At 69.3% G+C, this 12,618-nt stretch carries 7 protein-coding genes; 4 read left to right on the forward strand and 3 right to left on the reverse strand.

Annotated features, from left to right (window positions below; genetic code table 11):
• Positions 1 to 76: 76 nt before the first annotated feature.
• Together ACQ4L4_RS03810 and ACQ4L4_RS03815 are read right to left on the reverse strand one after the other, a co-directional pair.
• A complete protein-coding gene (locus tag ACQ4L4_RS03810; protein ID WP_431102861.1) occupies positions 77 to 2,572 on the reverse strand; it encodes a response regulator in 2,496 nt (831 codons plus the stop codon).
• On the reverse strand, positions 2,563 to 7,698 hold the full coding sequence (locus tag ACQ4L4_RS03815) for a HAMP domain-containing protein (RefSeq protein ID WP_431102863.1): 5,136 nt from the start codon (positions 7,696 to 7,698) through the stop codon (positions 2,563 to 2,565). Before ACQ4L4_RS03815 ends, ACQ4L4_RS03810 begins: the two co-directional genes overlap by 10 nt.
• Before the next feature lie 202 nt (positions 7,699 to 7,900).
• On the opposite strand from ACQ4L4_RS03815, the gene ACQ4L4_RS03820 reads away from it, so the two are divergent.
• The 4 genes from ACQ4L4_RS03820 to ACQ4L4_RS03835 all read left to right on the forward strand — a co-directional run bounded on the left by ACQ4L4_RS03820 (position 7,901) and on the right by ACQ4L4_RS03835 (position 11,075).
• Complete coding sequence (locus tag ACQ4L4_RS03820; protein WP_431102864.1) at positions 7,901 to 8,392, forward strand: response regulator; 492 nt, start codon at positions 7,901 to 7,903, stop codon at positions 8,390 to 8,392.
• Positions 8,393 to 8,492: 100 nt separating this feature from the next.
• Complete coding sequence (locus tag ACQ4L4_RS03825; protein ID WP_431102866.1) at positions 8,493 to 9,464, forward strand: bifunctional helix-turn-helix transcriptional regulator/GNAT family N-acetyltransferase; 972 nt, start codon at positions 8,493 to 8,495, stop codon at positions 9,462 to 9,464.
• 51 nt (positions 9,465 to 9,515) lie between these two features.
• A complete protein-coding gene (locus ACQ4L4_RS03830; protein WP_431102867.1) occupies positions 9,516 to 10,235 on the forward strand; it encodes a GAF domain-containing protein in 720 nt (239 codons plus the stop codon).
• 57 nt (positions 10,236 to 10,292) lie between these two features.
• Positions 10,293 to 11,075 carry a M15 family metallopeptidase gene (locus tag ACQ4L4_RS03835; protein ID WP_431102868.1) on the forward strand — a complete coding sequence of 261 codons (783 nt, stop codon included), beginning with the start codon at positions 10,293 to 10,295 and terminating at the stop codon, positions 11,073 to 11,075.
• 144 nt (positions 11,076 to 11,219) lie between these two features.
• Here the strand turns inward: ACQ4L4_RS03835 and ACQ4L4_RS03840 are convergent, their stop codons facing one another.
• Entirely contained in the window at positions 11,220 to 12,182 is a 963-nt protein-coding gene (locus tag ACQ4L4_RS03840; RefSeq protein WP_431102186.1) for an IS110 family transposase, read from the reverse strand.
• Positions 12,183 to 12,618: the final 436 nt, after the last annotated feature.

Here is a 12,618-nt window from a genome sequence, read left to right on the forward strand (position 1 = left end):
GGAGTTCCCGTAGTGCCCCGGCCGCCGTTCCCGTTCGGCGCCCTCCGTCCAGTGCCTCCCGTTCCGAGCCTCCCGTTCAGCGCGCGGCGGCCTCCGCGGGCCGTGCGCTCCGATCGCGCTGCCGCCATTCCTGGATCAGTTCGACGACCGCATCCGGATCGGCCGGCTTGACCAGATGGACGTCGAAGCCGGCTTCGTGCGCACGGCGGCGGTCGTCCTGCTGGCCGTAGCCGGTGAGCGCGATCAACAGGCAGTCCATGCCGCCGGGCAGGGCGCGCAGGCGGCGCGCGACCTCATAACCGTCCAGGCCGGGCAGGCCGATGTCGAGCAGCACCACCTGCGGCGCCCGCGTGGTCGCGGCGTCCAGCGCGCTGGGGCCGTCGAGCTGCACCGCGGTGTCGAAACCCGCGAGTTCGAGGAACACCGCCATCGAGTCGGCCGCGTCGCGGTTGTCGTCGACGACCATCACGCGGCACGGGCACTCGTCCTCGTCCCGGTGCCCGTCGGCGCGAGCGTCACCGCGGAGATCGTCGAGCAGATCGCCGCGGACATCGCCGCGAACTTCATCGCGGACATCATGGCCGGCCGCCATCTCCGCATGCGGTGTTGCGACGCGCTCCTCGGCAGCGACGGGCGCGAGCGGTGTCCCGGGTGCCTCGTCCACGGCGGCGGGCAGGCGCACCTCGAACTCGGAGCCGTGACCGGGGCCTTCGCTGCGCGCCTCGACCTGGCCGTGATGGAGCTGCACCAGGCGCTGCACCAGCGTCAGTCCGACGCCGAGGCCGCCCTGGTTGCGGTCGAGTCCGCGCGGTCCCTGCTCGAACAGGTCGAAGACATGCGGCAGCAGCGACGCGGCGATGCCGCGTCCGTTGTCGCGCACGGTCAGCACGAAGACGCCTTCATGCCCGACGGCATCCTGCCCGGCGGCGTCCCGCCCGATACCGTCCTGGCCGGCGCCGTCGCTGTCCTCGTGGACGAGCGTCAGCGCGATGCGGCCTCCGGGGCCGGTGTACTTGCTCGCGTTGTGCAGCAGGTTGGTGACGACCTGGATCAAGCGCGCCGCGTCGCCGCGCACGCGCGCGGGGCGATCGGGCAGCGTCAGGCAGAGCTGCTGGCCTTGCCCGTCGATCAACGACTGCACCGGTTCCAGGCCGTGGCGCACGATGTCGCGCAGATCGACGGTTTCGTTCTTCAGCACGATCTTGCCCTGGCTGATCCGCGCCACGTCGAGGAGCTCGTCGACCAGCCGCGTCAGGTGCCGGGCCTGGCGATCGGTGACCGCGACCGCTTCGCCCAGCCGCCGGTCGCGGTCCTGCGCGTCGGGGTGCGGCTGGCCGTCGCGCGTGGAGGTGTCGGCCAGCGCGCGCATCACCTCGATCGCGTTGCGGATCGGCGCCAGCGGATTGCGCAGCTCGTGCGACAGCATCGCGAGGAACTCGTCCTTGCGCCGGCTCGCTTCGAGCAGCCCGGCCTCGGCCTGGCGTCGTTCGACGATCTCGGCCTGGAGCGCGCCGTACAGCCGCGCGTTCTCGAAGGCGATCGCGGCGCGGCCCGCCAGTTCCTCCAGCGTCGGCCAGTCGGGCGGCTGATGCGGCTCGACCAGCAGCAGGCCGCCGAGCATGCGCTCGCCGGCGACCAGCGGCAGCACGACGCCGCTGGCGGTGTCGCGGCGCAGCCGCGCGCGGGGCGGGGGCTCGTCGTCGTCGGGCAGGCCGGGCATGCTGGGGGGCAGGGCGGGGGTGACGGCCGGGGGCGCGTGCGACGCCGCGGAAGTGCCGTTCGGCAGAGGCGGCATCATCTGCTCGATCGCGGTGCGCGTGGCGTCGTAGAGCACCTCCGACAGCATCTGCGCGCGGCCTTCGATGAACGGGGCGGGTTCGCCGGCCGCGGGCGGCGCGTCGCAGCGCAGCACGCGCTCATGACCGTGGCCCGCGTCGCGCAGCCACAGCAGCGCGCGCGGGGCGAAGTTCGGCACCAGCAGCGCGAGCAGGCGCCGCATCGCGACGTCCGCGTCCAGCGAGTCGGCCAGCTCCCGTCCCGCCTGCGCCAGGAAGATGGAGCGCCGCGTGTTCTCCTCGGCGGCGCGCTGCGCGGCCTCGGCGCGCGCGATGGCGATGCGCTCCAGCGCCTGCTGCCGCAGCCGCTGCTGCATGATGAAGAGGTCGACGAAGACCCGCACCTTGCTGCGCAGCACGTCGGGGATGACCGGCGAGAGGATGTAGTCGACCGCGCCGAGCGAGTAGCCCTGCGCCGTCTGCAGCTCGTCCGCATAGGCGGTGACGAAGATGATGGGCGTGTGCGCCGAGCGCCGGTAGCCGCGGATCAGCCGCGCCGTCTCCAGACCGTCGATGCCCGGCATGTTCACGTCCATCAGGATCACCGCGAACTGCTGGCGCAGCACCTCGCGCAGCGCCTCGCTGCCGGAACGCGCGATGACCAGGTGCTGGTCGAGGTCGGCCAGGATGGTCTCGAAGACGAGCAGCTTCTCCGGCAGGTCGTCCACGATCAGGATGCTGGCGCGCTCCGCCGCGTCCGGCGTCGCGTAGCCGTCGAAGAGGGCGCTCAGCGGCATAGCCAGCCCCGCAGCACGGTCAGCATGTTGGCGGGGTCGACGGGCTTGGACAGGTAGTCCCAGGCGCCGGCCTCGATGCACTTCTGGCGGTCGCCCTTCATCGCCTTGGCGGTGACGGCGACCATCGGCAGCTCGCGTCCGCGCGGCAGGCGGCGGATCTGCTGCATCGTCTCCAGGCCGTCCATCTCCGGCATCATGATGTCCATCAGCACGATGTCGATCGACGGGTCCTCCTGCACCAGCCGGATCGCCTCGCGGCCGTTGTCGGCGGAGACGATGACCATGCCGTGGCCGTCCAGCACGGTCGCGAGCGCGAAGATGTTGCGCATGTCGTCGTCGACGATCAGCGCCTTCTTGCCGGCCAGCGGACAGCTGCTCTCCTGCGCGTCGTGCATCGCCTGGCGCTCGCCGTCGCCCATGTCGGCGGGCGCGCGGTGCAGCGCCAGCGCCAGCGCCGCGAGCGCCGCGTCGGTGCCCGTGGCCGTGCGCACCGGCAGGCCGTGCGGCCGGGTCCAGCGGCGCGCGGCGGCCTGTTCCTCGGAGGGCTCCGTGGCGCCGGCGGTGCCGGCGGGCATCTCGGCGTTCAGCGCGACCACCGGCAGCGGCAGCGTGCCGGGCCGCGTCTCGAGCGCGTCCAGGACGTCCTGCGGACCGAAGGCGCTCGCGACCGCGTCGACCAGCAGCGCGTCGACGCCGGGCAGCACGTCGCGCGCCTGCGCCGCGGTCTGGACGAACACCGTCTCGATGTCGTCGGCCAGCGGCGTCAGCAGCGCGAGCCGCTCCGGTCCTTCGGGCATCGCCACGGCCAGGCGCCGTCGCGGACGGTCCAGGTAGCGCTGCAGGTCGCGCAGCGCGACGTCGACATCGTCGCGCGACTGCAGCGGCTTGGGCAGGAAGCCCAGCGCGCCGGCCTGCAAGGCGCGTTCGCGCGCATCGTCGGTCGAGACCACGCACACCGGCAGGTGCCGCATGTCGGGGTCGGACTTGAGCCGGTCCAGCACGCGCCAGCCCTGCATGTCGGGCAGGAAGATGTCCAGCGTGATCAGGCTGGGACGGAACTCCTGCGCCATCGCCAGCGCGCCCGCCCCGGTGGTCGCCACCAGGCCCTTCATGCCGGACTGGCGCGCCGCTTCGAGCAGCACGTTCGCGAAGGCCAGGTCGTTCTCGACGATCAGCAGCACGCGGTCGCCGCTGCCGATGTCCTCGCGGTCGTCCTTGGCGACGTTGGCGAAGACGATGCTGTCGGGCGGCGTGTCCATCTGGACGCGGTGCGCGTCGAGCGGCGTCATGCCGCCATCGCCGGCGCCGGCGCCCTTGCCCTGGCCTTCATCGCGGCCATCGCCACGACCTTCCACCGGGCCGGCCTGCGCGGACGGCGCCCGCCGCGCGGCGGCGCGCTGCACGGCCGCCTCGGCCAGTTCGGCGGCGGAGATCGCGGCGGGGGAGTGGGTCGGCAGATCGTCGCGGTCATCGGCGGGCGCGGACGACGGCGCGCCGCCGGCCTCGGGCTTGGCCGGCGCGGCCGGCGCCAGACGCGGGCGCGCGTTGCGCGCCGGCGTGTAGTGCTGCGGCAGGTAGAGCGTGAAGGTCGAGCCGCGACCCGGCGCGCTGACGAGCCGGATCTCGCCGCCCAGCAGCCGCGCCAGTTCGCGGCTGATGGCCAGGCCCAGGCCGGTGCCGCCGTACTTGCGCGAGGTCGAGCCGTCGGCCTGCTGGAAGGCCTCGAAGATGATCTGCTGCTTGTCGGCGGAGATGCCGATGCCGGTGTCCGCGACCGCGAAGGCGATCACCTGGCCCGCGTGGTTGAGCACCTCGTTGTCGGCGGCCCAGCCGTCGGACGCCGCGGTGACGCTGAAGGTGACCTGGCCCTGGTGCGTGAACTTGAAGGCGTTGGACAGCAGGTTCTTGATGATCTGCTGCAGCCGCTTGACGTCGGTGACCAGCGACTTGGGCAGCGGCTGGTCCATCTCGACGGCGAAGCCGACGTGCTTGGAGTCCGCGAAGTGGCGGAAGCTGCGCTCCACCGAGCGCTGCAGCTCGTCCAGCCGCAGCTCGCTGACGTCCACGGCCACCGTGCCCGACTCGATCTTGGACAGGTCCAGGATGTCGTTGATCAGCATCAGCAGGTCGTTGCCGGACGCGTGGATGGTCTTGGAGAACTCGACCTGCTTGAGCGTCAGGTTGCCCTCGCTGTTCTTGCAGAGCTGGTCGGACAGGATGAGCAGCGAGTTCAGCGGCGTGCGCAGCTCGTGCGACATGTTGGCGAGGAACTCGGACTTGTACTTCGAGGTCAGCGCCAGCTGTTCGGCCTTTTCCTCCAGCGCCTGTCGGGCCTGCTCGACCTCGGTGTTCTTGCGCTCGACCTCCTGGTTCTGGTGGGCCAGCAGCTGCGCCTTCTCCTGCAGCTCGCCGTTGGTCTGCTGCAGTTCCTGCTGCCGGCGCTGCAGCTCTTCGGCCAGCGACTGCGACTGGATCAGCAGGTCTTCCGTCCGCGTGCTGGCCTCGATGGTGTTGATCACGATGCCGATGGATTCGGTCAGCTGGTCGAGGAAGGCCTGGTGGGTCGAGCTGAAGCGTTCCAGCGAGGCCAGCTCCAGCACGCCGCGCACGCGGCCTTCGAAGACCACGGGCAGCACCAGCACTTCCATCGCCGCGGTCTCGCTGAGGCCGGACGCGATGCGGAAGGCGGTGCCCGGCACGTTGGTCAGCAGGATCTTCTCCTGGTCCAGCGCGCACTGGCCGACCAGCCCCTGGCCGAGCGCCAGTTCCTTGCCGTGCGTGGCCAGGCCGCCGGAGGCGTAGCTGGCGATCAGCTTCAGGCGCGGCATCTCGCCGCGCATGTTGAGCACGAAGAACTCGGCCTGCTGCACGCCGACGACGGGCGCCAGTTCGCTGAGGATCAGCTGGCCCACGGTGACCAGGTCCTTCTGGCCCTGCAGCATCCGCGTGAACTTGGCCAGGTTGGTCTTGAGCCAGTCCTGCTCGGTGTTCTTCTGCGTCGTGTCCTTCAGGTTGCGGATCATCTCGTTGATCGTGTCCTTGAGGGACGCGACCTCGCCCTGCGTCTCGACGGTGATCGAGCGCGTCAGGTCGCCCTGCGTCACGGCGGTGGCGACCTCCGCGATCGCGCGCACCTGGGTGGTCAGGTTGGCGGCGAGTTCGTTCACGTTCTCCGTCAGGCCCTTCCAGGTGCCGGACGCGCCCGGCACCTTGGCCTGGCCGCCGAGCTTGCCTTCGACGCCCACCTCGCGCGCGACGGTGGTCACCTGGTCCGCGAAGATCGCGAGCGTGTCGGTCATCGAGTTGATGGTGTCGGCCAGCGCGGCGATCTCGCCCTTGGCCTCCACGGTCAGCTTCTGCGCCAGGTCGCCGTTGGCCACGGCGGTCACGACCTTGGCGATGCCGCGCACCTGGCCGGTCAGGTTGCCGGCCATGAAGTTCACGTTGTCGGTCAGGTCTTTCCAGGTGCCCGACACGCCGCGCACGGTGGCCTGGCCGCCGAGGCGGCCTTCGGTGCCGACCTCGCGCGCCACGCGGGTCACTTCCGCGGCGAACGAGGAGAGCTGGTCCACCATCGTGTTGATCGTGGTCTTGAGCTCCAGGATTTCGCCGAGCACGTCGACGGTGATCTTCTTGGAGAGGTCGCCCGCGGCCACGGCCTTGGTCACGTCGGCGATGTTGCGCACCTGCGAGGTCAGGTTGGACGCCATCGAGTTGACCGAGTCGGTCAGGTCCTTCCACGTGCCGGCCACGCCCTGCACGTCGGCCTGGCCGCCGAGCTTGCCTTCGGTGCCGACCTCGCGCGCGACGCGGGTCACTTCCGCGGCGAAGGAGCGCAGCTGGTCCACCATCGTGTTGACGGTGTTCTTGAGCTCGAGGATCTCGCCCTTGACGTCGACGGTGATCTTCTTGGAGAGGTCGCCCGCGGCCACGGCGGTGGTGACCTCGGCGATGTTGCGCACCTGCGAGGTCAGGTTGCCGGCCATGAAGTTGACCGACTCGGTCAGGTCCTTCCACGTGCCGGCCACGCCCTGCACGTCGGCCTGGCCGCCGAGCTTGCCTTCGGTGCCGACCTCGCGCGCGACGCGGGTCACTTCCGCGGCGAAGGAGCGCAGCTGGTCCACCATCGTGTTGACGGTGTTCTTGAGCTCGAGGATCTCGCCCTTGACGTCGACGGTGATCTTCTTGGAGAGGTCGCCCGCGGCCACGGCCTTGGTCACGTCGGCGATGTTGCGCACCTGCGAGGTCAGGTTGCCGGCCATCGAGTTGACGGAGTCGGTCAGGTCCTTCCAGGTCCCGGACACGCCTTCCACGCGGGCCTGGCCGCCCAGCGAGCCTTCGGTGCCGACCTCGCGCGCGACGCGGGTCACTTCCGACGCGAACGAGCGCAGCTGGTCCACCATCGTGTTGATGGTGTTCTTCAGCGTCAGGAACTCGCCCTTGACGTCGACCTCGATCTTCTTGGACAGGTCGCCCTGCGCGACGGCGGTGGTGACGTCGGCGATGTTGCGGACCTGGTCGGTGAGGTTGCCGGCCATCGAGTTGACGGAGTCGGTCAGGTCCTTCCAGGTCCCGGCGACGCCCTTGACCTCGGCCTGGCCGCCGAGCTTGCCCTCGGTGCCGACCTCGCGCGCGACGCGGGTCACTTCGGCGGAGAAGTCGCCGAGCTGCTCGACCATCCGGTTGATGGTCTTGGCGGTGTGGAGGAACTCGCCCTGCAGCGGGCGGCTGTCGACCTCCAGCGCCATGGACTTGGTGAGGTCGCCCTGGGCGACGGCGCCGATCACGCGCGCGGCCTCGCTGGTGGGATGGACGAGATCGTCGATGAGCGCGTTGATGCAGTCGATCTGCTGGCCCCAGAAGCCGCGCAGTTCGGGCAGGGTGGCGCGCTGCTTGAGCCGGCCTTCGCGGCCGACGACCTGGCGCAGGCGGGAGAGCTCGGCGGCCATCGAGGCGTTCTGCTCGACCACCTCGTTGAACGCGTCGGCGAGCTTGCCGGCGACGCCGGTCCAGTGGAAGGGCAGCCGCACGTCCGGGTCTCCTCGGCGCAGCGCGTGGAGCGCCAGCAGCATTGCATTCAGGTGCTCGGCCGGGACCACGGCCAACCCTTCTTCCAAGACGCTCATGGAGGACTCCCGACGGCCGTCTGAACGCGGCTCAACCGATCGACTTTAGCCGGGCGACAACGCTGGCGGGACCTGGGTTTAGGAGGGCGGGGTCGGGCACGCAGCTTGCCGATGTGGGGTGTGGACGGACGGCGGATGCCGCCCGCGCTTTGTCGTGCGCGGGCCGCCGTTGCGTCGTGTTGCATTCAGGGAGAAGACTTCGATGTCCGATACATCGCCTCACGCGGCACCCCACGCGTCGCCGCACGCGCTGAGGGTCCTCGTGATCGACGACGACCCGGAAGGGGCGCGCAGCCTCAGCGAGTTGTTCCGCTGCTACGGCTGCGCGACCTCGGTCGCCTACAGCGGCCGGGTGGGGCTGCGCCTGTTGAAGCTGTTCAAGCCGGAGCTGGTGTTCGTCGACTTCGACATGCCGGACATGAACGGCCTGGAGGTGGTGTCCGAAGCCAAGCTGATCGACGCCGAGGCCGGCCGCCATGTCATGTACGTGTGCCTGACCGGCGGCGGACCGGAGATCACGGACGAGTCGGCGGGATTGGCCGGGTTCAACCGCCTGCTCTACAAGCCGCTGAACGTGACCGACCTGCTGGCGGTATTGCTGGCGGCAAGACCGGGCAATTTCGCGGCGGGAAGCAACGCGCCGGCGATCCGTCCCGCGCGTCCGATGTACAGGGATCGCACACCGAAGCACTGAGTGTGGCGGCGACGCCATGGCGAATGTCGACGACGCGGCTCGCTGATGCTCCGGCAATCAATTGCTTGCCAAAAGCAAGTAACTGGCGGAGCATCCCGCCATGTCCGATCCTGACCGCGTCGAAGCCGTCCGCCGCTTCAACCGCTTCTACACGCGCCGCATCGGGGTGCTCAACGAGGGCCTGCTCGATTCCCCGTTCAGCCTGACCGAAGGGCGCATCCTTTTCGAGCTCGCGCATCTCGAGAACAGCGACGGCATCACCGCCACCGACCTTGGTCGCCTGCTCGACCTCGACGGCGGCTATCTGAGCCGCTTGTTGCGCGACCTGAAGGAACGCGACCTCGTGCGCGCGACGCGCAGCGCGGTCGATGCGCGCCAGTCGCTGCTGCAGCTGAGTCCGGCAGGACGCAAGGCCTTCAAGCCGCTGGAGCGGCGATCGCAGGAGCAGGTCGGCGCGTTGCTCGGCCAGCTTGGCGAGGCGCAGCAGACCGAGCTGCTGCAAGCCTTCCGCCGCGTGCAGGGGCTGCTGGAAGCGCCCGAGGACAAGCTCGCGAAGCAGGGCTTCATCCTGCGCCCGCACCGGCCCGGCGACATGGGATGGATCGTGTCGCGGCACGGCGCGCTCTATGCGCGCGAGTACCAGTTCGACGTGCGCTTCGAGGCGCTCGTGGCGCGCATCGCCGCGGACTTCATCGAGCGTTTCGACGCCCGCCGAGAGGCCTGCTGGATCGCCGAACGCGACGGCGCCAACATCGGCAGCGTGGCGCTGGTGCAGGCGCGCGACGAGACGACCGACGTGCCGATCGACGGCACCGCGCAGCTCCGGCTGCTGCTGGTGGAGCCGGCCGCGCGCGGGCTCGGACTGGGCGATCGGCTCGTCGCCGAATGCCACCGCTTCGCGCGCGAGGCCGGCTACCAGCGCGTGCGGCTGTGGACCAACAGCCAGCTCGATGCCGCGAAGCACATCTATCGCAAGGCGGGCTACCGGCTGACGAGCACAGAGCCCTTCCAGGGATTCGGGTTGGATCTCGTCGGCGAAACTTGGGAACTCGATCTTGAGAGGACCGCGTGACGGCGCCGCTGTCGGCGACGTTCGCGACATCCTCCTGTTTCCTTCCCGACCATGACTCTCGATCAATACCTAGACTGGAGCGGCCTGCGGGCCGACCTCGCCGACGCCGCCTCTTCCCCGTCTTTCGCGGAGGCCGTGCGGGCGCACCAGGCGGCGCTGCAAGCGCTGCTGACACCGGAAACGCTGGCCGCCACGCCGGTGAGCTGGAGCTTCCGCGTGCCGGAACTCGGTGAAGGCGGCGCCTGCTCCCTGTTCGGCCAGTTGGCTGAGCAGCCTTATGAGCTCGCCGCCATCCTCGGCGGACAGACCGCGGACAACCAGCGCCTGCTGGCTGAAGCCACGATCGTCACGCGCTACTACCGCGAGCACAGCCGCAGCCACTGGTTCGGCGTGTATCAGGCGCGGCGCAAGTCCGCCGACGAGTCGGTGCTGGTGAAGCTGGCCTACTTCGGCGCGGAGAGCCGCGCCGAGTTCCCGTTGACCGAGGCCTTCGCCGCAGGCAGCAACAACAGCGCCGTGGGCCTGAGCGGCCGCGCGCGCCTGATCAACGACGTGGCAGCGTTCGTGGCCGAGGGCGGCGGCTACTACACCTGCGATCCGAAGGTGAAGGCCGAAGCCTGCCTGCCGCTGTTCGACGCCGATCGGCGCGTCGTCGGCATCCTGGACTCCGAAGCCTTCGACAAGGACTTCTTCGGCGGGGACGAGCTGGCGCTGGTGATCGCCGTGGCGATCACGCTGTCCGGTGGCCTGATCGCGTCTCATCCCTTTTGATGAGGCGCCGGGGGGAGGGCCCGGCTTACGCTGACAGCTCCACTCCTGGAGCCCGCCGTGAGCCTCGAAGAAAGCTTCCGCGACAGGACCTTCGTCGTCGATGACCCGGATGCGCGCATCCGGCGCGACGACGATCTGATGGCCTTCGTGCCGTCGCCGGGCGGCGGCTTCAAGACCATCGCGAAGGGCACGTCGGTGACGATCGTCGCGGTGAAGCTCGAGGAGGCCGGCAGCAAGAAGCGCATCGTCTTCGGTCGCGCGGCGGCCGCCGCCGGCGGGGATGTCCTCGGCTGGACGTCGACGCGCAACCTCGCCGGCACCTTCATGAACGAGACCATCGGCCTCGTGCCGCCCGAGCCCGGTGCCAACCGCTTCGGCCCGAATGCCGCGTGGGACAACGGCGAGTTCCTCGAGCAGCTCGACCTCGTCGCGATCGTCGACTCGAACCTCGAGATCGAGCGCCTGGCCATGAAGACCATCGCGCCGTTCGCCGCGCTGGTGGCGGCCGCGAAGGACGACGGCGTCAGGATCACGCTCAACAGCGGCTTCCGGTCCTACCCGGAGCAGAAGCTGCTGCACGACGGCTTCGTGCGGGGACTGCCCGGATTCAACACGGCGGCGAAACCGGGCTTCTCCAAGCACCAGAACGGCATCGCGTTCGACCTGTCCGTCGCCGGCGGCGACGGCAACCCGACCTACGAGTGGCTCAAGCGGCATGCCACGTCCTTCGGCTTCGTCCGCACGGTGAGCCGGGAGCCGTGGCACTGGGAGTTCGATGAAGTCAGAGCCCGAGCGGCGCAAGCCGGCGGCGGCTTCAAGACGCCGAATGTGAAGGACTGAGACGGGACAGCGTCGACAGGCGATCCAGGCCGGCTTTCCTGAAACGGCCACTGGCCCTCACCCCCGCCCTCTCCCGCAAGCGGGATAGGGAGTCCGACTGTCGCCCTTCTTACTCCCTCTCCCGCCCGCGGGAGAGCAACCGTGTCAAGCGCCTTCGGCGTTTCTCCAGGGTTGGCCGGTTTTGAGGATGGCGTTGAGGATGATCAGCAGCTTGCGCATGCATGCAGTCATCGCGACCTTGAAGGGCTTGCCCGCCAAGCGCAGGCGTTCGTACAACGCCTTGATGGGCCCGTTGCATCGTTTGGCCGTGAGCGCAGCCATGTACATCGCCGTGCGGACGTCTGCTCGTCCGCCCTGGATGTAGCGCTGGCCGCGCCGCTTGCCACTGTCGTCGGCAAACGGCGCCAGGCCCACCAGCGCCGCCACGCGCTTGCGGTCCAAGCTGCCCAACTCCGGCAGGCGTCCCAGCAGCATCGTGATCGTGACTCGGCCAATACCCGGCACGCTGTCCAGCAGCTCGTACTTGGGCTGGTAGATCGTCGAGTCCTTCAAGCGACCGTCCAGATCCTTGTCGATCTCCTTGATCCGCTTATCCAGCCACTCGATGTGCTGTCGCACGCTCGTGCGCGCCACGTGCTTGACCGTGGACAAGCGGTTCTTTTCCTGTGCGCGCATGGTCACCAACTGCGCTCGCCGATCCACCAGTTCGATGATTTCCTGCTGCGTCTCATCCGGCAGCGCGTACACCTGCGGACGCATGCGCTGAGCAAACTCGGCCAGCACCTTCGCGTCCAGCCGGTCCGTCTTGGCAAGGACGCCGGCGGCCCGGGCGAAGTCGCGCACCTTCTTGGGATTGACCACCGCCACGGCGATTCCCGCCGCGCACAGCTCACCCGCCAGCGCCGCCTCGAAGCCACCGGTGGCCTCCATCACCACCAGCGTGGGCCCCAGCTTCTTGAGCTGCGACACCAGCACTGCTCGTCCGGGCTCGTCGTTGTCCACCCTCGTGGCCAACGCACCGGACTTGTCGGCAGGCGGAGCGGGCACCTGAGCCACGTCCAACCAAGCCTTGCAAACGTCGATACCGATGAAGATCTCTTCGCTCATGACAGCGCCCTTCCTTGCGTTCGATACGGCCTCAATGGACCTCACAACCGTTCGGGCTGTCCGTCATGGCGAATGAGGTCGGCCACCACGACCCTCGCTCTCCCTCGGCATGGCGCCGAAGCGCCTACCCTGGGCTGGTCGGCCTGTGACGGCCTGGGCTACTTTGCTACATACAAGGCGGAGCGGGCACCTGAGCCACGTCCAACCAAGCCTTGCAAACGTCGATACCGATGAAGATCTCTTCGCTCATGACAGCGCCCTTCCTTGCGTTCGATACGGCCTCAATGGACCTCACAACCGTTCGGGCTGTCCGTCATGGCGAATGAGGTCGGCCACCACGACCCTCGCTCTCCCTCGGCATGGCGCCGAAGCGCCTACCCTGGGCTGGTCGGCCTGTGACGGCCTGGGCTACTTTGCTACATACAAGGGCGGGGGT

Source organism: Roseateles noduli, from assembly GCF_050626985.1.
Lineage (GTDB): Bacteria > Pseudomonadota > Gammaproteobacteria > Burkholderiales > Burkholderiaceae_C > Roseateles > Roseateles noduli_A.